This is a genomic window from Pseudomonas sp. GM60 (genome assembly GCF_000282415.1).
Lineage (GTDB): Bacteria > Pseudomonadota > Gammaproteobacteria > Pseudomonadales > Pseudomonadaceae > Aquipseudomonas > Aquipseudomonas migulae.
Window position 1 is genome coordinate 1 of the sequence record NZ_AKJI01000041.1, and the last position, 26,362, is coordinate 26,362.

The 26,362-nt window shown below is 60.1% G+C and carries 23 protein-coding genes; 20 read left to right on the forward strand and 3 right to left on the reverse strand.

What is annotated here, in order from left to right; genetic code table 11:
- Both PMI32_RS18430 and aceE read right to left on the reverse strand, forming a co-directional pair.
- The coding region (locus PMI32_RS18430; protein WP_008027849.1) for an acetyl-CoA carboxylase biotin carboxyl carrier protein subunit at positions 1 to 261 on the reverse strand (261 nt) is incomplete at its 3' end.
- 11 nt (positions 262 to 272) lie between these two features.
- Complete coding sequence (aceE, locus tag PMI32_RS18425; protein ID WP_008027850.1) at positions 273 to 2,918, reverse strand: pyruvate dehydrogenase (acetyl-transferring), homodimeric type; 2,646 nt, start codon at positions 2,916 to 2,918, stop codon at positions 273 to 275.
- Positions 2,919 to 3,108: 190 nt separating this feature from the next.
- Between aceE and PMI32_RS30265 the strand changes: the two genes are divergently transcribed.
- The 17 genes from PMI32_RS30265 (at position 3,109) to PMI32_RS18345 (ending at position 22,262) form a co-directional block, all read left to right on the forward strand.
- Complete coding sequence (locus PMI32_RS30265) at positions 3,109 to 3,306, forward strand: hypothetical protein (RefSeq protein ID WP_157214357.1); 198 nt, start codon at positions 3,109 to 3,111, stop codon at positions 3,304 to 3,306.
- Positions 3,303 to 6,242, forward strand: coding sequence for a bifunctional [glutamate--ammonia ligase]-adenylyl-L-tyrosine phosphorylase/[glutamate--ammonia-ligase] adenylyltransferase (gene glnE, locus PMI32_RS18420; protein ID WP_008027851.1), 2,940 nt, complete (start codon positions 3,303 to 3,305; stop codon positions 6,240 to 6,242). Before PMI32_RS30265 ends, glnE begins: the two co-directional genes overlap by 4 nt.
- A 193-nt stretch (positions 6,243 to 6,435) precedes the next feature.
- On the forward strand, positions 6,436 to 7,470 hold the full coding sequence (waaF, locus tag PMI32_RS18415; RefSeq protein ID WP_008027852.1) for a lipopolysaccharide heptosyltransferase II: 1,035 nt from the start codon (positions 6,436 to 6,438) through the stop codon (positions 7,468 to 7,470).
- 1 nt (position 7,471) lies between these two features.
- Positions 7,472 to 8,533: a lipopolysaccharide heptosyltransferase I gene (gene waaC, locus PMI32_RS18410; protein WP_008027853.1), complete on the forward strand. Its 1,062-nt coding sequence runs from the start codon at positions 7,472 to 7,474 to the stop codon at positions 8,531 to 8,533.
- Positions 8,533 to 9,657 carry a glycosyltransferase family 4 protein gene (locus PMI32_RS18405; protein WP_008027854.1) on the forward strand — a complete coding sequence of 375 codons (1,125 nt, stop codon included), beginning with the start codon at positions 8,533 to 8,535 and terminating at the stop codon, positions 9,655 to 9,657. The genes waaC and PMI32_RS18405 overlap by 1 nt, the downstream gene beginning before the upstream one ends.
- Positions 9,654 to 10,460 (forward strand): lipopolysaccharide core heptose(I) kinase RfaP, encoded by an 807-nt coding sequence (rfaP, locus tag PMI32_RS18400; RefSeq protein WP_008027855.1) that lies wholly within the window; start codon positions 9,654 to 9,656, stop codon positions 10,458 to 10,460. Before PMI32_RS18405 ends, rfaP begins: the two co-directional genes overlap by 4 nt.
- Complete coding sequence (locus tag PMI32_RS18395; protein ID WP_008027856.1) at positions 10,460 to 11,194, forward strand: lipopolysaccharide kinase InaA family protein; 735 nt, start codon at positions 10,460 to 10,462, stop codon at positions 11,192 to 11,194. The genes rfaP and PMI32_RS18395 overlap by 1 nt, the downstream gene beginning before the upstream one ends.
- Positions 11,191 to 11,943, forward strand: a complete 753-nt coding sequence (locus PMI32_RS18390; RefSeq protein WP_008027857.1) for a lipopolysaccharide kinase InaA family protein — start codon at positions 11,191 to 11,193, stop codon at positions 11,941 to 11,943. The genes PMI32_RS18395 and PMI32_RS18390 overlap by 4 nt, the downstream gene beginning before the upstream one ends.
- Positions 11,943 to 13,394, forward strand: coding sequence for a lipopolysaccharide kinase InaA family protein (locus PMI32_RS18385; protein WP_008027858.1), 1,452 nt, complete (start codon positions 11,943 to 11,945; stop codon positions 13,392 to 13,394). Before PMI32_RS18390 ends, PMI32_RS18385 begins: the two co-directional genes overlap by 1 nt.
- A 236-nt stretch (positions 13,395 to 13,630) precedes the next feature.
- Positions 13,631 to 13,966 carry a YceK/YidQ family lipoprotein gene (locus PMI32_RS18380; protein ID WP_008027859.1) on the forward strand — a complete coding sequence of 112 codons (336 nt, stop codon included), beginning with the start codon at positions 13,631 to 13,633 and terminating at the stop codon, positions 13,964 to 13,966.
- 174 nt (positions 13,967 to 14,140) lie between these two features.
- Positions 14,141 to 15,898 carry a carbamoyltransferase family protein gene (locus PMI32_RS18375; protein ID WP_008027860.1) on the forward strand — a complete coding sequence of 586 codons (1,758 nt, stop codon included), beginning with the start codon at positions 14,141 to 14,143 and terminating at the stop codon, positions 15,896 to 15,898.
- Positions 15,882 to 17,012, forward strand: a complete 1,131-nt coding sequence (locus PMI32_RS18370) for a glycosyltransferase (RefSeq protein ID WP_008027861.1) — start codon at positions 15,882 to 15,884, stop codon at positions 17,010 to 17,012. The genes PMI32_RS18375 and PMI32_RS18370 overlap by 17 nt, the downstream gene beginning before the upstream one ends.
- Complete coding sequence (locus tag PMI32_RS18365) at positions 17,012 to 17,908, forward strand: antimicrobial resistance protein Mig-14 (protein ID WP_008027862.1); 897 nt, start codon at positions 17,012 to 17,014, stop codon at positions 17,906 to 17,908. Before PMI32_RS18370 ends, PMI32_RS18365 begins: the two co-directional genes overlap by 1 nt.
- 8 nt (positions 17,909 to 17,916) lie before the next feature.
- Positions 17,917 to 19,347 (forward strand): PIG-L deacetylase family protein, encoded by a 1,431-nt coding sequence (locus PMI32_RS18360; protein ID WP_008027863.1) that lies wholly within the window; start codon positions 17,917 to 17,919, stop codon positions 19,345 to 19,347.
- Positions 19,344 to 20,300 (forward strand): glycosyltransferase family protein, encoded by a 957-nt coding sequence (locus tag PMI32_RS18355; RefSeq protein ID WP_008027864.1) that lies wholly within the window; start codon positions 19,344 to 19,346, stop codon positions 20,298 to 20,300. Before PMI32_RS18360 ends, PMI32_RS18355 begins: the two co-directional genes overlap by 4 nt.
- 38 nt (positions 20,301 to 20,338) lie before the next feature.
- Positions 20,339 to 21,106: a glycosyltransferase family 2 protein gene (locus tag PMI32_RS18350; protein ID WP_008027867.1), complete on the forward strand. Its 768-nt coding sequence runs from the start codon at positions 20,339 to 20,341 to the stop codon at positions 21,104 to 21,106.
- A 4-nt stretch (positions 21,107 to 21,110) separates the two neighbouring features.
- The gene (locus tag PMI32_RS18345; RefSeq protein ID WP_008027869.1) at positions 21,111 to 22,262 is read left to right on the forward strand and encodes an O-antigen ligase family protein; all 1,152 of its coding nucleotides are present in this window, start codon (positions 21,111 to 21,113) and stop codon (positions 22,260 to 22,262) included.
- Between the two features lie 42 nt (positions 22,263 to 22,304).
- Here the strand turns inward: PMI32_RS18345 and PMI32_RS18340 are convergent, their stop codons facing one another.
- Positions 22,305 to 22,946 (reverse strand): BUD32 family EKC/KEOPS complex subunit, encoded by a 642-nt coding sequence (locus PMI32_RS18340; protein WP_008027872.1) that lies wholly within the window; start codon positions 22,944 to 22,946, stop codon positions 22,305 to 22,307.
- 115 nt (positions 22,947 to 23,061) lie between these two features.
- On the opposite strand from PMI32_RS18340, the gene msbA reads away from it, so the two are divergent.
- The 3 genes from msbA (at position 23,062) to cysC (ending at position 26,349) form a co-directional block, all read left to right on the forward strand.
- Positions 23,062 to 24,861: a lipid A export permease/ATP-binding protein MsbA gene (gene msbA, locus PMI32_RS18335; RefSeq protein WP_008027874.1), complete on the forward strand. Its 1,800-nt coding sequence runs from the start codon at positions 23,062 to 23,064 to the stop codon at positions 24,859 to 24,861.
- 185 nt (positions 24,862 to 25,046) lie between these two features.
- The gene (locus PMI32_RS18330; protein WP_008027875.1) at positions 25,047 to 25,751 is read left to right on the forward strand and encodes a sulfotransferase family 2 domain-containing protein; all 705 of its coding nucleotides are present in this window, start codon (positions 25,047 to 25,049) and stop codon (positions 25,749 to 25,751) included.
- Positions 25,744 to 26,349, forward strand: a complete 606-nt coding sequence (gene cysC, locus PMI32_RS18325; protein ID WP_008027877.1) for an adenylyl-sulfate kinase — start codon at positions 25,744 to 25,746, stop codon at positions 26,347 to 26,349. Before PMI32_RS18330 ends, cysC begins: the two co-directional genes overlap by 8 nt.
- Positions 26,350 to 26,362: the final 13 nt, after the last annotated feature.

Consider the following 26,362-nt stretch of genomic DNA (forward strand, 5'->3'; position numbering starts at 1 on the left):
GGCAGCCGCAGGAGCCGCAGCAGCGGCACCTTCGACTTCCAGCTCCAGCAGTTCGTCGCCTTCTTTCAGGCGGTCGCCCAGCTTCACTTTCAGGCTCTTGATGATACCGGCCTTCGGCGCAGGCACTTCCATGCTCGCCTTGTCCGACTCAAGTGTCAGGATGCTCTGGTCGGCTTCGATACGGTCGCCGACCTTCACAAACAGTTCAATTACTTCACCTTCACCGCTGCCGATGTCAGGTACGCGAATGAGTTCGCTCACAGAATCTCTCCTCAGCAGTCCAGTGGGTTGCGTTTTTCCGGGTTGATACCGAACTTGGCGATGGCTTCAGCCACCACTTTAGGTTCGATGTCACCACGGTCAGCCAATGCTTCCAGGGCTGCCAACACCACGAAATGACGATCGACTTCGAAGAAGTGACGCAGCTTTTTGCGGCTGTCACTGCGGCCGAAACCGTCGGTGCCCAGGACTTTGAATTCCTTGGACGGGACCCACTGACGAATTTGCTCAGCGAACAGCTTCATGTAGTCGGTAGACGCGATGACCGGACCTTGACGGCCGTTCAGGCACTCTTCGACGTAGCTCAGTTTAGGCTTCTGGCCAGGGTGCAGACGGTTGGTGCGCTCGACGGCCAGGCCATCGCGACGCAGTTCGTTGAAGCTGGTAACGCTCCACACGTCGGCGCCAACGTTGAACTGCTCACGCAGGATCTTCGCCGCTTCACGGACTTCACGCAGGATGGTGCCGGAGCCCATCAGCTGAACGTGGTGCGCCGCTTCGCGGGTGTCTTCTTCGAGCAGGTACATGCCCTTGATGATGCCTTCCTCGACACCGGCCGGCATGGCTGGCTGCTGGTAGGACTCGTTCATCACGGTGATGTAGTAGAAAACGTCCTGCTGCTCTTCGGTCATCTTCTTCATGCCGTCCTGAATGATCACCGCCAGCTCGTAGCCGTAGGTTGGATCATAGGTGCGGCAGTTCGGGATGGTGGCAGCCAGGATGTGGCTGTGACCGTCTTCGTGTTGCAGGCCTTCGCCGTTCAGCGTGGTCCGGCCGGCGGTGCCGCCGATCAGGAAGCCACGGGTACGGCTGTCGCCGGCAGCCCAGGCCAGGTCGCCGATACGCTGGAAGCCGAACATCGAGTAGAAGATGTAGAACGGCAGCATTGGCTGGTTGTGGCTGGAGTACGAAGTACCGGCAGCGATGAAGGAGCTCATGGCGCCCGCTTCGTTGATGCCTTCTTCGAGGATCTGGCCCTTTTTGTCTTCCTTGTAGAACATCACCTGGTCTTTATCGACTGGCTCGTAGAGCTGGCCGACGGAGGAGTAGATGCCCAACTGACGGAACATGCCTTCCATACCGAAGGTACGGGCTTCGTCCGGGATGATCGGAACGATGCGCGGGCCGATTTCCTTGTCCTTGACCAGCTGCGCGAGGATCCGCACGAAGGCCATGGTGGTGGAAATTTCACGGTCGCCCGAGCCGTCGAGGATCGCCTTGAGCGTATCCAGCGATGGCGTCGGTACGCTGAAGCTCTGCGCGCGGCGCTGTGGCACGAAGCCGCCCAGTGCAGTGCGGCGCTCGCTCAGGTAGCGGGCTTCGGCGCTGTTTGGCTCTGGCTTGAAGAACGGCAGGTTTTCCAGCTCGTCGTCTTTGACCGGAATGTCGAAACGATCACGGAACAACTTCAGGCTGTCTACGTCGACTTTCTTGGTGTTGTGCGCAGTGTTTTTCGCTTCGCCGGCACCGGTGCCATAACCTTTGATGGTCTTGGCCAGGATGACGGTCGGTTGTTCTTTGTGGTTGACCGCTTCGTGGTACGCCGCGTAGACCTTGTACGGGTCGTGGCCGCCACGGTTGAGTTTCCAGATTTCGTCGTCGGACAGGTCTGCAACCATCGCCTTGAGTTCTGGCGTGTTGAAGAAGTGTTCACGCACGAACGCGCCGTCTTTGGCTTTGTAGTTCTGGTACTCGCCGTCGATGACTTCGTCCATGCGACGTTGCAGGATGCCGTCGACGTCTTTGGCCAGCAGTGGGTCCCAGAAACGGCCCCAGATGACTTTGGTCACGTTCCACTGAGCACCGCGGAACACGCCTTCGAGTTCCTGGATGATCTTGCCGTTGCCGCGAACCGGGCCGTCGAGGCGCTGCAGGTTGCAGTTGATGACGAAGATCAGGTTGTCGAGCTTCTCGCGGCCAGCCAGCGAGATCGCGCCCAGGGATTCCGGCTCGTCGCACTCGCCGTCGCCCAGGAAGCACCAGACTTTCTGCTTGCCTTCCGGAATGAAGCCACGGGCTTCCAGGTACTTCATGAAGCGCGCCTGGTAGATTGCCTGGATCGGGCCCAGACCCATGGATACAGTCGGGAACTGCCAGAAATCAGGCATCAGCCAAGGGTGCGGGTAGGACGACAGGCCCTGACCGTCCACTTCCTGGCGGAAGTTGTTCATCTGGTCTTCGGTGATGCGGCCTTCCATGAACGCACGGGCGTAAACGCCTGGCGAGGTGTGGCCCTGGAAGTAGATCAGGTCGCCGCCGTGTTCGTCGGTCGGGGCCTGGAAGAAATAGTTGAAGCCGATGTCGTACAGGGTTGCGCTGGAAGCGAAGCTGGAGATGTGACCGCCCAGGTCAGAATCTTTCAGGTTCGTGCGCATCACCATGGCCATCGCGTTCCAGCGTACCAGCGAGCGAATGCGGCGTTCCATGAACAGGTCGCCAGGCATGCGTGCTTCGTGGGTAACGGGAATGGTGTTGCGGTATGGCGTGGTGATGGCGTAAGGCAATTGCGAACCGCTGCGGGTTGCGAGTTCGCCCATACGGGTCATCAGATAGTGAGCACGGTCTTCGCCTTCTTTGTCGAGAACCGATTCCAGGGCGTCCAGCCATTCCTGGGTTTCGACGGGATCGAGGTCTTGCATGGCTTGCTCCAGGGCGGAAAGGCTTCCAGAATCGGTTGCCTGAGTTTGCGACTGGCCTTGTGGGCAGACGATATAAATTCTTGGATTGCCGAGAGGTAGGATTCGGCGGCGTGTAGTTTTACTACAAATCATCGGGCATTTCAGCTATTCGAATGTATATACGAGTAGTAAAACTACAGATGAGCGGCTTGTGGCCTCCGGCTACGTTGTGAGAATAATCGTTAAGGTTGGTCTTTTGCCAACCGAAAAAGGTGAAAGCTTGATGCTGCCTGCCAAAAATAAAGAAATTTCAGCTATTTCTAACCTTTGTTCGACAGTCGATCAGGTAGTGCAATTTGAAAATTCACTACATGCAGCCTCCTACACGCCGATCAAGGATAGACCATGAGCCTCCCTACGCTTGCTGAACTGCCCGGCATTCTCCTGCCGTTTGTCACCCGCGCCGAGCAGTCGTTCCGTGCGGCCGTCGAGGCTCTTGATAATGATCATGGCCTGTCCGCCTGGACGCCTGAGCGCTGGGCGCAATTCGCCCGCGTCACCGCCGCCAGCGACTTCGTGATTGAACAGAGCGTACGTGACCCTTTGATGTTGCTGGCGCTGGTGCAGTCCGGTGAGCTGGACCGTGGCTATGCTCCCGGCGAACTGTGCGCGCAGATTGCGGCAGCGGTGAACGCGGCTGAAACCGAGGACGAGCTCGGTCGCGCCCTGCGCCGTCAGCGCACCCGCCATCAAGTGCGGATCATCTGGCGCGACCTGACCCGTCAGGCCGATCTGGTCCAGACCTGCCGCGACCTCTCGGACATGGCCGATGCGAGCATCGATCAGGCCTATCAGTGGTTGTACTCGCGGCATTGCCAGCAGTTTGGCGTGCCCACCGGGCGACGCAGCGGCGAGCCGCAGCAGATGGTCATTCTCGGCATGGGCAAGCTTGGCGCGGTCGAGCTGAACCTGTCGTCGGACATCGACCTGATCTTCGCCTACCCCGAAGGCGGCGAAACCGTCGGCGTGAAACGCTCGCTGGATAATCAGGAATTCTTCATCCGCCTCGGTCAGCGCGTGATCAAGGCGCTGGACCCGATGACCGTCGACGGCTTCGTGTTCCGCGTCGACATGCGCCTGCGCCCTTACGGTTCGTCGGGTGCGCTGGTGTTGAGCTTCAACGCGCTGGAGCAGTATTACCAGGATCAGGGCCGAGACTGGGAACGCTACGCGATGATCAAGTCGCGGGTGGTGGCCGGCGACCAGGTGGCCGGCGCGCAACTGCAAGACATGCTGCGCCCGTTCGTTTACCGGCGTTACCTGGACTTCTCCGCCATCGAAGCGCTGCGCACGATGAAGCAGCTGATTCAGCAGGAAGTCCGGCGCAAGGGCATGGCCGACAATATCAAGCTCGGCTCCGGCGGCATCCGCGAAGTCGAGTTTATCGCCCAGGCGTTCCAGCTGATCCACGGTGGCCGCGACCTGAGCCTGCAACAACGTCCTCTATTAAAAGTACTGAGCACGCTGGAAGGTCAGGGTTACCTGCCGCCGGCGGTGGTCAGCGAGCTGCGCGAAGGCTACGAATTCCTGCGTTACACCGAGCACGCGATCCAGGCGATTGCCGACCGCCAGACGCAGATGTTGCCGGACGGGGCGCAGGATCAGGCGCGCATTGCCTTTATGTTGGGCTTCGCCGATTGGGACGCTTTCCATGAGCGGCTGATGTATTGGCGCGGTCGTGTGGCCTGGCACTTTGGCCAAGTAATCGCTGACCCTGATGAAGAGGAAGGCACTGAAAGCGAAGTGGTGGTCGGCGGGGAATGGCTGCCATTGTGGGAGGAGGCGCAGGACGAAGAGGCCGCTTGTCGCCAGTTGGAGGAGGGCGGTTTCGCCGATGCCACCAAAGCGCTGAAAGCCCTGGCCAGCCTGCGCAGCAGCCCGCAATTGCGCGCGATGCAGCGTCTGGGGCGCGAACGCCTTGATGCGTTCATTCCACGGTTGCTGGCCCAAGCGGTCGAGCACGCCAACCCGGACCTGGTGCTGGAGCGCGTGCTGCCACTGGTCGAAGCGGTGGCCCGACGCTCCGCGTACCTGGTGCTGCTGACTGAAAACCCCGGCGCGCTGCGACGTTTGCTGACCTTGTGCGCCGCGAGCCCGTGGATCGCTGAACAGATCACGCGCTTCCCGCTGCTGCTCGACGAATTGCTTAACGAAGGCCGTTTGTTCAAGCCGCCCTTGGCGCCGGAGCTGGCCGCCGAGTTGCGCGAGCGCCTGACACGAATCCCCGAGGACGACCTCGAACAACAAATGGAAGCCCTGCGCCATTTCAAACTGGCGCACCGTTTGCGCGTCGCTGCGTCGGAAATCGCCGGCAGCCTGCCGCTGATGAAAGTCAGCGATTACCTGACCTGGCTCGCTGAAGCGATCCTCGAACAGGTGCTGGCCCTGGCCTGGCGCCAGACCGTGGCCAAGTACGGCACGCCGCAGCGCACCGATGGCACTTTGTGCGATCCCGGCTTCATCATTGTCGGTTACGGGAAAGTCGGCGGTCTGGAACTCGGGCATGGTTCGGACCTGGACCTGGTATTCATTCATGACGGCGATCCGCAGGCAGAAACCGACGGGCCGAAACCGATCGACGGCGCGCAATTTTTCACCCGGCTGGGGCAGCGGATCATTCACTTGCTCACCGCCCAGACCAACTCCGGTCAGCTGTATGAGGTGGACATGCGCCTGCGACCATCCGGTGCTTCGGGCCTGCTGGTGAGTTCGCTCGGGGCGTTTGCCCGTTATCAGGAAAACGAAGCCTGGACCTGGGAGCATCAGGCGCTGGTACGGGCGCGGGTGCTGGTGGGCAGTCAGGATGTCGGCCAGGCGTTTGAGAAGGTTCGTGCGGCGATATTGGGCAAAGTTCGGGATTTGCCGACCTTGCGTCAGGAGGTCAGCGAGATGCGCGCGAAGATGCGCGATAACCTTGGCAGCAAGAGCACCGCAGCCGGCACCGGGGCGAATGCCTTCGAAGCCACGGCGCCGTTCGATCTCAAGCAGGACGCGGGAGGTATCGTCGATATTGAATTTATGGTGCAATACGCGGCTCTGGCGTGGTCCGAAACACACCCGCCATTGCTGCGCTGGACCGACAATATCCGCATTCTGGAAGAGCTGGAACACGAAGGGTTGATGCCCGCCGAAGACGCCAGCCTGTTGCGAGAGGCCTATAAAGCCTACCGCTCCGCCGCACACCGGCAGGCCTTGCAGAAGGACGCCGGGGTGATACCGGGCGACCAGTTCGCGGACGAGCGGCGGCAGGTATTGCGGATCTGGAAAGAGTTGGGGTTAAGCTGAAACCGGCTACTTGAAACACCAATAACCCCTGTGGGAGCGAGCCTGCTCGCGATAGCGGAGTGTCAGTCACCATCAATTCAGGATGTGATGGCCTCATCGCGAGCAGGCTCACTCCTACAGGTGATCTGCAGTGTTTTGTAGAATTCTCGAGGCGGGGAGGCGTATGCCTCCCCGGTTCGTTTTTGGAAACCACATGAAAATTCTGATCGTTGGGCCCAGTTGGGTCGGTGACATGGTGATGGCGCAGACACTGTTTCAGTGTCTTAAACAACGCCACCCGCAATGCGAAATCGACGTGCTGGCCCCCGAGTGGAGCCGGCCGATTCTTGAGCGCATGCCCGAAGTTCGCCAGGCCTTGAGCTTTCCGCTCGGCCACGGCGCGCTGGAACTGGCGACGCGTCGGCGCATCGGCAAATCCCTGGCCGGTCAGTACGACCAGGCGATCCTGCTGCCCAATTCCCTGAAGTCGGCGCTGGTGCCGTTTTTCGCCGGCATCCCGAAACGCACCGGCTGGCGTGGCGAGTTCCGCTACGGCCTGCTCAATGACGTGCGCACGCTGGACAAAGAACGTTACCCGCTGATGATCGAGCGCTTCATGGCGCTGGCGTACGAGCCCGGCCTTGAACTGCCGAAACCGTATCCGCGCCCGGCCTTGCAGATCGATCCGGTCACCCGCGAAGCGGCGCTGGCCAAATTCGGCCTGAGTCTCGACCGTCCGGTGTTGGCGCTGTGCCCCGGTGCCGAGTTCGGCGAGTCCAAGCGCTGGCCGTCCGAGCATTACGCCCAGGTCGCCGAAGCGAAGATTCGCGAAGGCTGGCAAGTCTGGCTGTTCGGTTCGAAAAACGATCACGCCGTGGGCGAAGACATTCGCGCGCGGCTGATTCCCGGCCTGCGTGAAGAGTCTGTGAACCTCAGCGGCGGCACGTCCCTGGCCGAGGCTATCGACCTGATGTCCTGCGCGGACTCGGTGGTGTCCAACGATTCCGGCCTGATGCACGTCGCGGCGGCACTGAACCGCCCGTTGGTGGCGGTGTACGGCTCGACGTCGCCGGGTTTCACGCCACCGCTGGCCGAACATGTCGAGATCGTGCGCCTGGGCATCGAATGCAGCCCGTGCTTTGATCGCACGTGCCGCTTTGGTCATTACAACTGCCTGCGCCAGCTAATGCCGCAAGCGGTGAACGAAGCCTTGCAGCGGTTGCAGGGCACTGCGGTCGAGGTCAAATAGTTTGCGGGTTCTGCTGATCAAGACTTCTTCGCTGGGTGACGTGATTCATGCGTTGCCGGCGTTGACCGACGCATCCCGGGCGATTCCCGGCATCACGTTCGACTGGGTGGTGGAAGAAGGTTTCGCCGAGATCCCGACCTGGCACCCGGCCGTGGGCAAGGTGATTCCGGTGGCGATCCGTCGCTGGCGCAAGAACATCTGGCAAACCATCAAGAGTGGCGAGTGGAAGCGCTTCAAGCAAAGCGTTCGCGCCACGAAATATGATCTGGTGATTGACGCGCAAGGCCTGTTGAAAAGCGCCTTGCTGACCCGCTACGTCAAGGCGCCGGTGGCGGGCCTGGATAAAGGATCGGCGCGAGAGCCGATTGCTGCGCGTTTCTATGATCGACGCCTGGCGGTCGCCCGTGGTCAACACGCGGTGGAGCGAGTGCGTCAGCTGTTCGCCATCGCCTTGGGCTACGACTTGCCAAAAGGTCTGGGCGATTACGGCCTGAACGTCGAGCGCCTGGTGGAATTGCCGCGCAAGAATCCTTACGTGCTGTTCCTGCACGGCACCACCTGGGACACCAAGCACTGGCCTGAAGCCTATTGGCGCGAACTGGCCGAGCGCGTTGGCTATCTGGGCGTCGGCGTGAAGCTGGCGTGGGGCAATCCGGCCGAGAAGGCCCGGGCTGAACGCATCGCCAAAGACATGCGCCACGTCGAAGTGCTGCCCAAGTTGAACCTGGCGGGCATCGGCAAAGTGCTGGCCGGCGCGCAAGCGTGCGTGGCGGTTGACACCGGTCTCGGTCACCTCGCGGCCGCACTCGATGTGCCAACGTTGTCGCTGTTCGGTCCGACCAACCCTGGCCTGACCGGCGCGTATGGCAAGGCACAGATTCACATGGCCAGCGATTTCCCCTGCGCACCCTGCCTGCAAAAGAAATGCACCTATCAACCGACGGCCGAAGATGCCCGCCGGTTTGACCTGAAACGCGAGTCGCCGCTGTGCTTCACGCGTTTGAATCCCGAGCGTGTCGCGACCCGACTGAGCACGTTGTTACTGGCTGAGGAGCTGCGCTGATGCAATTGGCATTCGTCTTGTACAAGTACTTTCCGTTCGGGGGCTTGCAGCGCGATTTCATGCGCATTGCCCTGGAATGCCAGCAGCGCGGTCATCAGATTCGTGTCTATACGCTGATCTGGGAAGGCGACATCCCGCCGGGTTTCGAAGTGCTGGTGGCGCCGGTCAAGGCGTTCTTCAATCATCGTCGCAACGAGAAACTCAGCGAGTGGATGGAGGCAGATCTGGCCAAGCGTCCGGTGGACCGTCTGATCGGTTTCAACAAAATGCCAGGCCTGGACGTCTACTACGCCGCTGACGGCTGTTTCGAGGACAAGGCGCAGAACCTGCGCAACTCGCTGTACCGTCGTTGGGGCCGCTACCGGCACTTCGCCGAGTACGAGCGCGCGGTGTTCGCCAAGGACGCCAAGACAGAAGTGCTGATGATCTCCGAAGTCCAGCAGCCGCTGTTCATCAAGCATTACGACACGCCGCTGGAACGCTTCCATTTGCTGCCGCCGGGCATTTCTCAGGACCGTCGCGCGCCACCGAATGCGGCTGAGATTCGTGCCGGGTTCCGTCGTGAATTCAACCTGCAGGACGACGAGTTGTTGCTGGTGCAGATCGGCTCCGGGTTCAAGACCAAGGGCGTGGATCGCAGTCTCAAGGCGCTGGCCGCATTGCCCGCTGACCTGAAGAAACGCACCCGGCTGTTTGTAATTGGCCAGGATGACCCCAAGTTATTCCAGGTGCAGAGTGCCACCTTGGGGCTCGGCGACAACGTGACGTTCCTCAAGGGTCGCAGCGATATCCCGCGTTTTCTGCTGGGTGCCGACCTTTTGATTCACCCGGCGTACAACGAAAACACCGGGACCGTGTTGCTCGAAGCCCTGGTGGCCGGGTTGCCGGTACTGGTCAGCGCCGTGTGCGGTTACGCTCATTACATCGCTGAGGCCGACGCCGGCCTGGTGCTGGACGAACCCTTTGATCAGGCGCAACTGACGCAATACCTGACCAGCATGTTGAACGACGCTCAAGCACGGGCGGCCTGGAGCCGCAACGGTCTGGCCTTCGCCGAAACGGCCGACCTCTACAGCATGCCGCAACACGCGGCCGATGTGATTCTGGCGGAGCACGCTAAATGAAGTTGATGCTGGCTGAACCGTTCAAGAGCCTTTGGGCCGGACGCGACCCGTTCGCCGAAGTCGAAGGCTTGCAGGGCGAGGTTTATCGCGAGCTGGAAGCGCGTCGGACCTTGCGCACTGAAGTGAACGGCAATGGTTTTTTCGTGAAGATCCACCGTGGCATTGGCTGGGGCGAGATCTTCAAGAACCTGCTGACCGCCAAACTGCCGGTGCTCGGTGCGGGCCAGGAATGGAAAGCCATTCAGCGCCTGCAGGAAGTCGGCGTGCCGACCATGACCGCCGTCGCCTACGGTGAAAAGGGCAGCAACCCGGCGGACCAGCATTCGTTCATCGTTACCGAAGAGCTGGCGCCGACCGTCAGCCTCGAAGATTTCAGTATCGACTGGGTCAAGCAACCGCCGGAGCCCAAACTCAAGCGCGCGCTGATCGCCGAAGTCGCGCGCATGACCGGCATGATGCACCGCGCCGGGGTCAACCATCGCGACTGCTACATCTGCCACTTCCTGCTGCACACCGATAAACCGGTGACCGCCGACGATTTCAAACTTTCGGTGATCGACCTGCACCGCGCCCAGACCCGCCCGACGATTACCCAGCGCTGGCGTAACAAGGATCTGGCGGCGCTGTACTTCTCGGCCCTGGACATCGGCTTGACCCAGCGCGACAAATTGCGTTTCCTCAAGGGCTACTTCCAGCAACCGCTGCGCCAGATTCTGTCGGAAGAAGCGGGGCTGCTCGCCTGGCTGGAAGGCAAGGCCAACAAACTCTACGACCGTAAACAGCGATACGGGGATGCGCTCTGATGTCGGGCTGGAAACTGGAACCTGCTTATAGCGAGCTGGCAGAAGATTTCGGCAGCCTTGAAGCGGTGTTTGCGCTTAAGGGCGAGCGACTGACTCACGACCCATTGTCCGAAGTCATCCGCGTCAATCGCAATGGCGTCAACTATTACGTCAAGCGTTACGTCGGCGCGGGCAAGGGCTTGCGCCGTTATCTGGGCAAGCCACGGGTGAAAATGGAGTGGCAGAACCTCAAGCGCTTCGCCAAATGGGGCATTCCCACTGCTGAAGTGGTGGCCTGGGGGCTGGAGCGGCGTGGTGCGGCGTACGCTCGCGGGGCGATGATTACCCTTGAACTGCCGCATACCGTAGACCTGTCCATCCTGGCTGAACGGCATGATCCAAAACTGGCGGACCGCGCCTGGGTCGATCATGTCAGTCGGCAATTGGCCGGTTATACCCGGACCATGCACGACCACCGCTTTACCCATAACGATCTGAAGTGGCGCAACCTGTTGATCGACGACCAGGCCCGGCTGTTCCTGATCGATTGCCCCAACGGTAATTTCTGGCGCGGCTTCTGGCTCAAGTACCGTATCACCAAGGATCTGGCGTGCCTGGACAAGGTCGCCAAGTATCAGCTGTCGGCGACTCAACGCCTGCGCTTTTACCTGCAATACAGCCAACGGACACGACTCAATGCCGCCGACAAAAAACGGATCCGGCACGTGGTTAGATTTTTCGAGGGACGCGAATGACTGATTTTCTGGCTGCTGAAGACCGTGCGCTACTGGAGCGCCACGGCCTCGGCAACTTCGATGCGCTTTGGGTCAGGCAGCTTGATGCTGTGGATGAGCCCAACACCGTGCGCGGTGGCTGGAGCAGCGTGTTTCGGCTGGATCTTGAAGGTCACGGCTTCTACCTCAAACGGCAAAGCAACTACCAGATGCGCACGTTGCATGCGCCGTTTGGCGAACCCAGTTTTGCCCGGGAATTTCGCAACATCAGTCGTTATGAAAAGCTTGGCATTCCGGCGCTGAAAGCGGCGTTCTTCGGTGAGCGCAAAGTCGAGGGCGAAGTCCGGGCGATTCTGCTGACCCGTGCGCTGGACGGTTGGGATGACCTGGATTCGCTGTTGCAGCGCTGGTCGGAGCTAAGTGGCGCGCAGCACTCGGCGATTTTGCAGGCGTGTGGCGAGCTGGCTCGGCGCCTGCACGCGGCGCGTCAGGTTCATGGCTGCTTCTATCCCAAACACATTTTTCTGCGGGCCACCGGCGATGGTTACCAGGCCCAATTGATCGATCTGGAGAAAACCCGGCCGCTGCTGTGGGGCCGGCGTGACCGGGTCAAGGATCTGGAGCCGTTGACGCGGCGGGCGCCCGAGTGGAGCGATGCGCAGGTGCGTGAATTGCTGGCCGCTTACCTGGATCAATCGCAGGACAGTTCGCTGATCGATAGCTGGCTGGCGCGACTGACCGCGCGGCGCAGCCACAAGGAGGCGCGCTGATGCGTTTGTCCGAACTGAAAAGCGCCGGCCGTAGCCCGGCTCTGCCGCTGAGCGTTTCACTGGCCGATGCCGCCGGCCCTGCCGAGTTGCAATTGTTGAGTCTGTTGCGGGTGTTGCCGGGCCAGCGTTATGTCGGCGCCGGTGTCTGGCGTGGCCGTCCGGTGCTGGCCAAGTTGTTGGTCGGCACCAAGGCGGCCCGGCATTTCCAGCGAGAACTGGACGGTGTGCGCTTGCTCGCCGCTCAAGGTCTGACCACGCCGCAACTGCTGGCCGACGGCTTGAAGGACGGCGAGGGCGGCTGGCTGCTGTTCGATTTCCTTGAAGGCGCCGAGAGCCTGGGGGATACCTGGAAACAGGTCGAGCACTTGCCGGTGCTCGCGGATGGGCAAGGGGCCGTGTTGGCCGAGGCGTTGGGCGCGATCGGCCAGATGCACCGCAAAGGGCTGTGGCAGGAAGACCTGCACCTGGACAACCTGCTGCGCCAGGGCGGTCGACTGTATCTGATCGACGGCGCGGGGATCTGCAGTGAAACCCCCGGCCAGCCATTGTCGCGGCAGAAAGTCCTGGAAAATCTCGGGGTGTTTTTCGCCCAGTTGCCCAAGGCGCTGGAGCCTTTCACCGAAGAATTGCTGGTCTATTACCTGCTGAGCAATGGCGAGCATGCCTTGCCCATGGAAGCGTTGCAGAAACAGATCGACAAGGTCCGCAGCTGGCGCCTGAAAGACTTCCTGATCAAGGTCGGACGCGAATGCACGCTGTTCAGCGTGCAGCGCGGGGCCTTCGGGTTGCGGGCGATTCGCCGCGAGGAAGAAGCGGCGATGTCGCCGGTGCTGGAGCAGGCCGATGCATTGCTCGATCAGGGCCATCTGTACAAGACCGGCGGCGCGGCGAGTGTCGGAAAAGTCGCGGTGGACGGTCGGACGCTGGTAATCAAGCGCTACAACATCAAAGGCTTTGCCCACTGGCTCAAGCGCTTCTGGCGCCCGAGCCGTGCCTGGCACTCATGGCGCGAAGGCAATCGGCTGGCATTCCTCGGTATAGCCACGCCGAAACCGCTGGCCGTGCTGGAAAAACGTTTTCTCTGGTTGCGCAGCCGGGCGTATCTGGTGACCGAGCATTTGCCGGGCCCGGACATCATCGAGCGGTTTGCGCCGTACGTTGAAAGCGGTGAAGCGCCCGAGGCAGAGCTGGTTGCACTGGATCTGTTGTTTGCAGAACTGATTCGCGAGCGGATCAGTCATGGCGACTTCAAGGGCCACAACCTGTTCTGGCAGGAAGATCGCTGGGCACTGATCGATCTGGACGCGATGCGTCAGCACGGCTCGCTCGCCAGCTTCGCCCCGGCGTATGCGCGGGACCGGGCGCGGTTCATGCGCAATTGGCCTGAGAGCAGCGCGCTGTATCAGGTCATCGATCAGCGGCTGCCCAAAGAAATCGCCAGCGCTGCCTGAATCGGGCCTTCGGTCCTATCGTCGGAACGCCGCCCGGAGCCGGCTCGCTCCCACAATGGATCTGTGTTCACAGTACTTCCATTGTGGGAGCGAGCCTGCTCGCGATGGGGCCGGAACAGTCACCCGAGATTGGCGGACAAGTTCTTGTGAAATGTCCTACATGATCTCCGGACCCCATGAACTGTGCCCTGAATAGCCGCAATGCTAGTTTGCCTGACGTTCATGGAGGGCAAATCTTGACGATCAAAACGGCTGTTCTGCTCGGCACATTCTCACTGGCGCTATCTGGCTGCGGCACCGCCGTCACCGTCCTGCAAAATGACGAAGACGCGGCGCGTGACCTGCGCAAACAAAAAACCTACTGCCAGTCCATCCCGCGTATCTACAGCGGCATGGCCTACGATTTTTGTGTGCTGAATGCACCGCCAGACCCCACGGGTTTTCTTGTACCACTGGTTTTGCTGGACCTGGCATTGTCCGGTGCGCTGGACACCGTTGCCTTGCCGTACACGATTTACCGGCAAGGGGTCGATGGCAATCTCAGGATTTACTGGCGGCCGGGTCGCGGATGATCCTGGCCGTGCGTCCTGACCTTGGGTCATGTTTACGCCGCTGATAACCGTAGGGTCATTCCCGGCATGTTTACGCTATAATCCCGCCCTTTAGCTGTCTCTCGCCCCTTGCGAGGGCACATTAATTTTTGAGGCGCGTTGCGCCTGCATGCAGACTAAAGAGGCTAGACCCCTGTGGCATTGACGATTCTTGGCCTGTCCGGCGCCCTTAGCCATGATCCTTCCGCAGCCTTGTACATCGACGGCAAGCTGGTCGCGGCGGCTGAAGAAGAGCGCTTTGTGCGCGATAAACATGCAAAGAACCGCATGCCTTACGAATCGGCGAAGTTCTGCCTCGAGCAGGCGGGCATCAAGCCGTCCGACGTTGACGTGGTTGCGATTCCGTTCGCACCGATCAGCCTGTTCGGCAAGGCGCGCTGGCACTACGCCAAGCGTTACTGGTACGCCCCGGACCGCGCCCTCGACGCGATCCTGATGGGCAACCGTCGCTACAAGCGCTATCGCAACAAGATCGTCTGGTGCCTGGAGCAACTGGGCTTCGATCCGAAGAAAATCAAGATCGAGCCCGTCGAGCATCACCTGGCTCACGCTTCCAGCGCTTACCACTGCTCCGGTTTCAAAGAGAAAACCGCGATCCTCGGCATCGACGGCAAGGGTGAGTACGCCACGACCTTCTTCGGTTACGGCGAAAACGGCAAGATCCACAAGATCAAGGAATTCTTCGATCCGGACTCCCTGGGCGGCCTATACGGTGCGATCACCGAGTTCCTCGGTTTCGAGATGCTCGACGGCGAGTTCAAGGTCATGGGCATGGCGCCGTACGGCGACGCCAGCAAGTACGACTTCTCGCGCCTGGCCTCGTTCGAGAACGGCGAGCTGGTGATCAACACCGACTACGCCAACGTCATCGGCCTGCGCCGTTATAAAGAGAAGGGCAAGGGTTTCTACTTCTCGCCGAAGCTGATCGAGTGGCTGGGTCCCAAGCGCGAAGGCGACATCGCCGACGAGCCGTACATCCACTACGCCGCGAGCATGCAAGCGCTGTTCGAGAAACTGGCGTTGCAGATGATCGACCATTACCTGGGCGACGTGCTCAAGGAAACCGGCAAGCTGGCCTTCGCCGGCGGCTGTGCGTTGAACGTCAAGCTCAACCAGAAAATCATCGCCCGTGACGACGTCAAAGAGCTGTTCGTCCAGCCTGCGTCCGGCGATGCCGGCACTGCGGTCGGCGCAGCGGCTTACGTGTCTCACGCCCGTGGCGTGCCGGTCGAGAAGATGGAACACGTCTACCTCGGCCCGTCGTACAGCAACGAAGACGTGCTGGCAGCATGCGCCCGTCACCCGAGCAAGCCGGTATGGCGCAAGCTCGAGAACATGCCGGAAAACATTGCCAAGATCATGGTCGACGGCAACCCGGTCGCATGGTTCCAGGGTCGCATGGAGTTCGGTCCGCGTGCCTTGGGTGGTCGTTCGATCATCGGTTGCCCGAGCGCGACCGGCGTGGCTGACCGCATCAACCACCAGATCAAGTTCCGCGAGCGCTGGAGGCCTTTCTGCCCGTCGATGCTCGACACCGTCGCACCGCAGATGATCAAGATCGATCACCCGGCGCCGTTCATGACCTTCACCTTCGAAGTGGCTGAAGAGTGGAAAACCCGCGTGCCGGAAGTCGTCCACGAAGACGGCACGTCCCGGGCCCAGGTGCTCAAGCGCGAATACAACCCGCGCTACTACGACATGATGAAGGCGCTGGAAGTGCTGACCGGCAACGGCGTGTCGCTGAACACTTCGCTCAACCGTCGTGGCGAGCCGATGATCTGCTCGCCTACGGATGCCCTGAACATGTTCTTCGGCTCCGACCTGCAGTATCTGATCATGGAAGACATCCTGGTGGTCAAAGAGGGCGCGGACGCATATGACACGCTCGGCTGAACGCCATGTGCTGCAGTTCTGTCACGGCTATGACGGGCCGTTTCTGGACTGCGCCCGGCAGTACGCCAGCCTGTTCGCGGGGACCGGTTATCGAGTGACCACGGTGTTTCTGACCGGGGTTGCAGACAGCGAGGTTGCCGCGGGCTGTGCTTCCGATGAAGTGTTGTTCATGGAGTACAGCTCCAAGGCCATTCGTGGCCTGAAGCTGGGGGCCATCGGCGATCTGCGCAAGATCGCCGCTTCGCGCAACTTCAGCTTCTGCATCGCTCATCGTTTCAAGCCGATCTACATCGCCTTGTTGGGCACTTCGTTGCCGGTCATCGGTGTGCATCATGCGTTTGATGACTACAAGCGCGGCACACGCAAACTCTTCGCCCATATTTTCCGCAAGCGCCTGAGCCTGCTCGGGGTTTCCGACGCGGTGCGCGATGACATGCGCAGTTGCTTGCCGAAATGGCCGGCCGGGCGGATTCAGACACTCTATAACCGCATCGATGTGCAAACCTTGCAAGACAGCCAGGTGTCCGTTCGTGAAGCCCGGGAAACCCTGGGGTTGTCGATGGATGCCTGGGTTGTCGGCAACGTCGGGCGGCTGCACCCGGACAAGGATCAGGCCACGTTGCTGGAAGGTTTTGCGACGGCTCTGCCGGGTTTGCCGGCTAACAGCCAACTGGTCGTTTTGGGTACCGGTCGGCTGGAGCAGGACCTCAAGGCCCAGGCCCGCGAGTTGGGCATTGGCGATCGCGTACTGTTCCTTGGGCAGGTGCCCGAGGCTCGGCGTTATTTCCGTGCCTTCGATGTGTTTGCCCTGAGTTCCGATCACGAGCCGTTCGGCATGGTGCTGCTGGAGGCCATGGCTGCCGGCGTACCGTTGCTCGCCACGGCGTGTGGCGGCGCGAAGGAAGTGGTGGAAGGCGTTGGCATTCTGTTCCCGTTGGGCGATGCCGGGCACCTGGCTCAAGGGCTGCACCATCTGGCCGCAATGGATGAGCAACAACGTCGCCAGTGCGCCGAGCTGATGCTCGACCGCTTGCGTGAACGCTTCTCCGACCGTGCCGTACGCGATGCTTTCTGGCGTTTGCCACACGTTACCGAACTGGCACCGAGGGGCTGATGCTCAACCGACTACAAGGCTGGCGCGAGCGTGGCTGGGCGGTGGTCGATGCCTCGACATACGCCGAGGCCTGGCACCGTTATGGCGGCAGCGTCGCGACGCATCCGATGGTCGTCGAGCGACTGGCTCATTTGGCCGGCATTCCCGTGCGCTATCTGGCCTGGGCGCAAAACGGTGACGTCCAGGCGGCCATCCCGACCTGGGGGCGCGACCTTGCCTTGTCCAAGGACGTGCTCAAGCGCAACGGTAAAAAAGGCCTGTTCGACCTCGGCAATGCCGAGCTCATCCTGCCGGCCGCTGCTGATACGCAAGCGCCCCTGCGCCATCGCGCCCGTTATCTGTCAGCACTGAATGAAGGCCGGTTCGCCGGCATCAGGTTGCAGGCTGAACAATTGGCCATGGCCCGCACTCCGGAAGAGTTGTCGAAAAAGTTTCGCTACAACCAGCGCCGCGAATTGCGCTTGCTGGAGGAGGCGGGCGGTGTGGTGCGGCCAGTCAGCGAGTTTTCCAGCCGAGAACTGGCCGCGATTTATTGCGACCTGTTTAAGCGTCGCTGGGGCTTTGCTGCCACCGGCGCCGAGCGCATGGGCGAAGTGATCGAGTTGTTGCGTGATTTGTTGATCGGCTCGGTGATTTTCCTCAACGACGCGCCGATCGCGATTCAACTGGTTTACCGCGTCGAAGCGCCGCAATGGATCAGTGTCGAGTACATCAATGGCGGCGTGGATCCGCAAACCCGCGAGTTCAGCCCTGGCAGCGTGCTGAGCTTTCTCAATACGCAAAGTGCCTGGGAGCATGCACGGGCGCTGGACAAGCCCCTGCGCTTCTCCTTCGGTCGCGCCGATCGTGAATACAAGGATCGCTGGTGCAATCCTGTGCCAGTCTTCACCGTATGAGCCAATCCATGAGCCGTAAACAGCAATTGCTCAAGCGCCATCGGCGCCAGAAACGCATCGGCCTGCTGGTTGCGCTGGTGCTGTTGATTGCCATCGGCGTGCTGGTGGCCTGGTGGTTGCCGCTGATTCTGGCGGTCCTGGGCTGGATCGCTCACGAAGCATGGTTTGCCGACCATTTGTTTTATTCGCCCAAAGACGATTACGAGTACAGCTTCCCGCCCTATACCCAACAACCCAAGGTTCACCTGGACGGTGAGCATTTGCGGCTGGATGACGGCGTCATGTTGGTTGACGACGCGACCCTGGTGCTGGCGTTACGGATCAAAAGCACCTGGCTGGGGCGCTTTCTCGACCCGATAGTGGAATTGTCGGGTGGCGACAGTCCGGACCGGCAAGTCTTTGAGCGTGGTGTGAACGGTCTGCGTTACCTCAACCTCAGCGGCCAGGCGCAGGTTCTGTCCAAAGGCGAGCTGCGTCTGCGCGGGCGTTTCTGCCGATTGCTCGGCGAACCGGTGCTCTGGGCGTTCGAACATCCGGATTACAGCAATCGGCGGGTGATGGTGATCGCGCCCCATGCCGACGATGCCGAATTGGCCGCGTTCGGCTTGTACAGCAGTGCCAGCGAAAGCTGGATCGTGACGTTGACCGCCGGTGAAATCGAGGCCGAACACTATCAACAGATGGGGCTCAAAGGCGTCGAAGCATCCCGGTTGAAAGGATCGCTTCGCGCCTGGGACAGTATCAGCGTGCCATTGTGGGGTGGCGTACCCCAGGAGCGCTGTGTCCAGCTGGGCTACTTCTGTCTGCAGTTGCCTGCCATGCAAAACGCGCCGGCCGAGGCCGTGCTGTCCCGCGAGGCGCAACTGGACGATACCCGCTATTTTCGCCGATTCAATCCGTTCGCCCTGGGCAGTGACGTGGATGGCGTGCCGTCCTGGAACAACCTGCTGGCCGACCTGAAAGAACTGATCGAGCGCATTCAGCCTCAGGTCATTGTCTTGCCGCATCCGCGCTTTGACCCGCACCCGGATCATCAGTGCTCGCAGCAGGCGGTGATGCAGGCGCTGGGCGGTACAGCCTGGCAGCCCGAAACCTTGTTGCATTACGCGAATCACCTGCACGATAACGATCGCTGGCCAATGGGTGATGCTGGCGCGGGTGTGGCGATGCCTCCGCAGATCAGTGCCGAAGAGCCGTTGCGCCCTTGGTCGCTTTGCCTGTCGACCGAAAAACAGTGGCATAAGGCCATGTCGTTGGGCATGATGCACGACCTTCAGCCGCGACTTCCCCTCAAGCGTTTACTTCGCCGGGCGATACAGCGTTGTCTGGCGGGCAGACACTGGCCGGCTTTTGGCGAAAACGAGTTCTTCCGTAAAGCGGTGCGACGCCATGAGTTGTTCTGGGTCCATGAGCTGTCGGGAAAGAGAGAGACCAATTGAAAGTTCTGTTTCTGGTGCAGAAAGAGCAGCGAGCGATCCTCGATCGACTGTATGACGGTATCGCCGAGCAGTGCGAGTGTGACAAACGCGAATTGACCAGTGAGGAACAGGACGACTTGCGTGGCTACTTTCGCAAGCACGTAGATGTCTCCCGCTATGACCGGATCGTGTTCTTCCTGCGCTTCAAAAAAGAAATCAGACAGGTGAGGTTCATACAGACCCTGCCCAATCTGGTTATTCTGGAACACGATGCTTACCAGAATTACATTCCGTGCAAGTACACCGGAAAGTTCAGCGCCCATTACCGCAAGTTGCCCTGGGCGCGGGTGATCAGCTCGGGTTACATGGTCAGCCAGCGCCTGTGCGATGAAGGCTTCGACGCGCATTTCGTGCCCAAGGGCTACGATCAGGCGCTGTTGCAGAACCGTCAGCGTGAACGTGATATCGAGCTGGGTTTCGTCGGCAGCCTGAACAGTGTTGCCTATGCCGGGCGCAGGGCGATGCTAGAGTCCGTGGCCGAAGTCGAAAACCTGCTGATCACGCGCACCAAGTCGGGTGAGGAATACTGCGAGACGTTGAGCCGGATCCGTTATTTCGTGAGTGCCGATGTCGGCATGGGCGAATACATGATCAAGAATTTCGAGGCTATGGCCTGTGGTTGTGTGTTGTTTGCTTACGATCAGGGCGAAGAAGAGAATCGCGCACTGGGTTTTGTCGATATGCACAACATTGTGCTTTATCGAACGCGCGATGAATTGAGGGAAAAACTCGCGGTGTTGCGTGAGTCCCCGCAGCTGACCGAGTCCATTTCATTGGCCGGGCAGGCTCTGGTAGAGCAGCGTTACACCTTCCGCGCCGTTGGGCATGCGATTGTCGACGCCTTGCGCGCGCCGCTACGCGAGCACGTTCCGCTGGGCTGGAAAGAAAAAATACGCTTAACGCTCGGGCTGTGAAGCCGGCGGTAAAACCACTAATGGAGCGGTGTAAATAAATGCTGTTCAGCGAGACTAGCGACATTTCGGTCGTCATCACCAGTTGCGGTCGCTTCGATCTGTTGAAGCGAACCCTGGAGACGTTTGACCGGTTCAATACGGCTCCCATCCGCAGGGTATTCATTACCGAGGACTCCGGCGACAGCGCCGTCGAGGCCTGCATTCCGGAGCACTGGCGGGCGCATACCCGGTTCTTCATCAACAATCCGCGACTGGGGCAGCTACGATCCATCGATGCGGCCTATGCCGAGGTGCAGACCTCGTGGATTTTCCACTGCGAAGACGACTGGGACTTCTACCGCGAAGGCTTTATCGAAGAGTCCCAATGCTTGCTGGAAGAAGATCCGCAAGCCTTGCAGGTGTGGCTGCGCAGCTTCAATCATGACCTCAAGGTTCACAGCCCTTATGTGTTTTTGAACGAGCGCAAAGTCAGCCACGGCATTCCTTTCTACGTATTGGGCTCGCACAAGGCGGACTGGCAGGGTTTTTCCCTGAATCCAGGGCTACGCCGTCGCGCGGATTACCTCATTCATGCGCCGTATGCTGCGTACTCCGGGGAGAAAGACCTGTCGCGGCTGTATGCCGGGGAAAACCGCTATGCGTTGATTCTGGAAAACGATGCGGTCTTGCATACCGGTTTCGGCGAGCATGTGGTGGTTCCGCAGGAACGCAAAAACAAGTTACGGCGCAAGCGTCTCGATCGGATCAAGTTGATCGTGGCTCTTATTCTCGGAGTGGCAATAGGTTGGGCAGTCAATGGGATTTAGTGGCATGAAGCCAGAAAGAATTACCCTCACGTCGTATTTTGGATTGGCGCTCTGCCTGTTTCTCTTGAGCTTTGTGGTGGGTTGGTCATCGAAGTGGACCAATAATCTGTTTTACGGCCTGATGGTCTTGCCGGGCCTGGTGTTCCTGATCAAGGAGAAAGGCGCGGGCCTGCTCAAGCAATCGCTGGCGTGGGGATGGCTGGCTTTGCTTCTGTGGTTTTTGGTGCCTGCGATGAATGCCGGTGAGCCACAGTTCTTCAAACACATCGTTTATGTGCTGATGTTTGTCATGGTGGCCGGTGCGTTCACCGATCCGCAGTTTTTCCGCAGTCTTGCGTTTGTTCGCGCGCAGTTCTGGATCTTGACGCTGTACATTTTCATTTGCGCGTTCCATAGCTGGGCGACCGGTGAGTTCGCGTTCGGCAGTCGTGTTGCGCTGCTGCCGGCACGTTTGCAGAACGTCATTTATGCCAGCATCTGGCTGTTCTGTTCGTTGGCGCTGGCATTGCCGGTCTGGCTCAGAGAGCGAAAGCTGATTGAAGCTGCCGTTGCCATCGTCTTGTCGGTGTTCGCAGTGGTGTTCGTCCTGCAGACGCGTACTGCGTTGGTGGGTGCCGTGTTTCTGTTGGGCTGCTGGGTGCTTTATGGCGTTTACCAGAAGCCGCGACTGGTTGGCAGCGCCCTGGCGATCTGCCTGGTAATCCTGGGCCTTCTGTTCCTGGCGGTACACAACGAACCCTGGTACCTGAGCCTCTGGACGCGGGGTGATTCGTACCGTATCGAGATTTTCCACATCATGGTCGGCGAGTGGGAACGTTGTGGCTGGACGTTGGGCTGTGGCGTCGGTTTCCATACCGATCAGTTGCTCAATGGCACGATGCCGATCCAGCATCCGCATAACATTTTCGTGGCCATGGGGCTTTACGGCGGCGCGGTGGCGCTGGTGTTGTTTGTCGCGCTGATGGTGGCTTCGCTTTGGCAGGCCTGGCGACTGCGTGATGCCTGGGGCATGTACCTGGCGTGTGCGCTGGTGATGCTGAACTTCGATGGCAGCCTGCTGATCGGCAACCCTGACGAGTTATGGCCACTGGTGTTGCTGCCTTCGGCGATGATTCTCTCGCGTGCATTGAAAGCGCAGCGCCAGGCTCTGGCGTAATGCCTGACCTTCGCCTCCTCCCCGGAGGCGAAGGCGTCCAGATCATTTTTGCAGGGCGATGCTCAGTTCTTCCGCAGAGCAAACGCTTTGGGTCTGGCCATAATTCTGCATGAACACCTCACCGCGATCGTCGAGCAACCACTGGCGATCCTGCGGGTAACGCACCATATGCTTGAAGTTGCGCAGCCGCAGGGTCTTGCGCAGCGGACGGCGATAGACCCGCATATCGGCAATGTCGATCAAACCCAATTGATGCTCGGGCGTCAGCACGATGTTGCCCAGGTGCGCCGAGCGGAAATAGATCCCGCGCTCATGCAGGGTCGCCATGAACGCCCCCAACTGGCCGCGCAGCGGATCAGCGTCGCCTTCGTCGTCCAGCAACTGACGCAGGGTCTGACCCGGTAACGGATCGTAGTGCACGGCGTCGCGCGCGATACTCGCGATGCGGTAGACCTGACGAATCGACGGGCAGGGAATGTGCCGTTCACGCAATGCATCGCAATTGTCGGCAAAACGTTTGGCGTACGGATACCAAGCGGCCGACGACAACAGACGCTTGCGGCGGAACAGCTTGAGGATCGAGCCGTCCGTCAACCGCAGCACCTTGTCTCCCGAACCATCCGCTTCAAGGACTTGTGCACCCTCGCGCAGGGCGAGGTATCGGGTGTGGTCAAGCGCTTGCATCAATACTCCGGGGTCGACGCCGTGAGGCATGGATAGCCGGCCATATTACCGCAGCTCAGCGACTAAAATGGCCTGTGTTACACTCGCGGGCTCTTTTCTCATACAACGGGTTCTCATGACTAGCCCTGATTCGCCTGCGCCGTCGAGCTTGAAGATTTACCTGCGCCTGCTGTCGTATGTGCGCCCGTACTGGGGCCTGTTTGCCATCAGTATCATTGGCTTCGTGATTTTTGCCTCGACACAGCCGATGCTGGCCGGGATTCTCAAATACTTCGTCGACGGCTTGAGCAACCCGGAAGCGGTGCTCTTCCCGAATGTTCCCTACCTGCAAGACTTGCAGTTGCTGATGGCCGTGCCGCTGCTGATCATCCTGATCGCGGCATGGCAAGGCCTGGGGTCGTTCCTGGGCAACTATTACCTGGCCAAGGTCTCCCTCGGGCTGGTTCACGATCTGCGCGTCGAGCTGTTCAACAAATTGCTGGTGTTGCCCAACCGTTATTTCGACACCCATAACTCCGGGCACCTGATTTCGCGCATCACCTTCAACGTGACCATGGTCACCGGTGCTGCCACGGATGCCATCAAAGTGGTCATTCGCGAAGGCCTGACCGTGGTGTTCCTGTTTGGCTACCTGTTGTGGATGAACTGGCAATTGACTCTGGTGATGGTGGCGATCCTGCCTGTCATCGCGATCATGGTCAGCAGCGCCAGCAAGAAATTCCGCAAGCAAAGCAAGAAGATCCAGGTGGCGATGGGCGACGTGACGCACGTGGCCTCCGAAACCATTCAGGGCTATCGCGTGGTGCGCAGCTTCGGCGGCGAAAGCTATGAAGAGCGGCGCTTTGCCGAAGCCAGTCAGGGCAACACCGACAAGCAATTGCGCATGACCAAGACCGGCGCGGTCTACACGCCGATGCTGCAGTTGGTGATCTACACCGCTATGGCGGTGCTGATGTTCCTCGTGTTGTTCCTGCGCGGCGACGCCACCGCAGGTGACCTGGTGGCCTACATCACCGCAGCCGGCCTGTTGCCGAAACCGATTCGCCAGCTGTCGGAAGTCAGTTCGACCATCCAGAAAGGCGTTGCCGGTGCCGAAAGCATTTTCGAGCAACTGGACGTCGAGCCTGAGATCGACAACGGCACCGTCGAGCGCGATCGCGTCAGCGGTCACCTTGAAGTGCGTAACCTGAGCTTCACTTACCCGGGTACCGACCGTGAAGTGCTGAAGAACATCAGCTTCAGCGCGGCGCCGGGGCAAATGATTGCGCTGGTGGGGCGCTCCGGCAGCGGCAAGTCGACCCTGGCCAGTCTGATTCCGCGTTTCTATCACCATGAAACCGGCGAGATCCTGCTTGATGACGTAGAAATCGAAGATTACCGTCTGCGTAATCTGCGTCGGCATGTGGCGCAAGTGACGCAGCATGTGACCCTGTTCAACGACTCCATTGCCAACAACATTGCCTACGGCGACCTTGCCGGTGCGCCGCGTGAAGACATCGAAAAGGCCGCCACGGACGCTTATGCGATGGACTTCATCTCGCAAATGCCGCAAGGCCTGGACACTCAGGTCGGCGAAAACGGCGTGTTGCTGTCCGGTGGTCAGCGTCAGCGTCTGGCGATTGCCCGGGCCTTGTTGAAGAACGCACCGTTGCTGATTCTCGACGAGGCGACTTCGGCGCTCGATACCGAATCCGAGCGACACATTCAGGCGGCGCTGGATCAGGTCATGAAAGGTCGCACTACGCTGGTGATCGCTCACCGCTTGTCGACCATCGAGAAGGCCGACATGATCCTGGTCATGGACCATGGGGAAATTGTCGAGCGCGGCACCCATGCCCAGCTTCTGGCGCAAAACGGCTACTACTCGCGCCTGCATGCGATGGGGCTCGATGCACCGGCAGAAAACATCGCCTGACCCGACGCGAGGGTGAGCCTGGCTCACCCTCGCGCTAACCGACGTGCAATGCGTCCGGTGAATTGTATCCAGACCTTTACCTTTCTTGACCAAACCTGAATAAATCTCGGCAACGCGCTTGTTAAGGTTCCTGAACGAACTTTGACTTCAATCGAGGGGGCCATCCCCTTCGCGCGGGTGCTGCAATGTTGCAACGTTATCTCTGGAAGCTGTTGCCCAAGGCGCAACGGCAATTCTTGCTGGGGCGTCTGTCGGTCGTGGACCGTCAGGTGGTCAATCGGTCGATGTCGGCCAACCTGTCCTACCCCCAGCCTTTCACACAGCGTTCCTGTCTGTTCATTCACGTCCCCAAATGCGCCGGGAGCAGTGTCTGTGCGGCGCTGTTCGATGGCTGGAGCCCGGGGCACTTGCCCTTGTACTGGTACGAACAGCAATTTCCCGAGCAGTTTGCCGACAGTTTCAAGTTTGCTTTTGTTCGCGATCCGCTGGAAAGGGCGTACTCGGCCTACGCTTTTCTGCGGGGCAACGAGCTGAGCCTGCGCGATCAACCTGCGCAAAAGCTGGTCAGCCACTACCGCGATTTCGACGATTTCGTCGCTCGCTGGCTGCACCCGGAAACGATCCACCGGCAGCTGCATTTTGCTGCGCAAACGGATTTTCTCACCGATTCCTTCGGGCATCTGGCGCTGGATTTCATTGGCTATCAGGAGCATCTGGAGCGTGACTTTCAGCGCGTGTGCGAGCAGGTAGGCGACGCGGTGCCGCTGCCGCACATCAACAGCTCGCAGCAGCGGCGCACGGCGCCTGCCCGTGACTTTTGCTCGGTACGCACCCGTCGGCTGGTACGGCGGGTGTACCAGCGCGATTACGAGATGCTCGGTTATGAATGAGGCGCTGTCGATGTCAGTCCCCGGGATCAGGCCTTATGCGTTGTCGCTGTCGATCAACGACCGTGCCGCGATCAAATCGCAGCGGCCGCGCTGCCTCTGGCTGACGGGGTTGTCCGGCGCGGGCAAGTCAACGCTGGCCAATGCCCTTGAGCTGCAACTCAACGAGCTCGGGCGGCATACCTTTGTGCTCGATGGTGACAATCTGCGCGCCGGTCTGTGTCGTGACCTGGGGATGGGGGCTGAGTGTCGTCGGGAAAATATCCGGCGCATGGCCGAAGTGGCCCGCCTGATGGTCGATGCCGGCCTGATCGTGATTGTTGCGGCGATTTCGCCGTTTCGGGCCGAGCGTGATGCGGCGCGGCGGCTGTTCGCCGAGGGCGATTTTATCGAGGTGTATGTGAGCACCTCGTTCGCGGTGTGCGCGCAGCGCGACCCCAAAGGCTTGTACCGGGCGGCCCGGCAAGGACGGATCAAGGATTTCACGGGGATCGACAGTCCCTACGAGGCACCGTTGTGTGCCGAGTGTGAAATCGACACGCAAACGCTGGAGATGGCAGACGCTTGCCAGCGGTTATCGGGTTTATTGCTCAATAAATGAGCAATAAACTCTG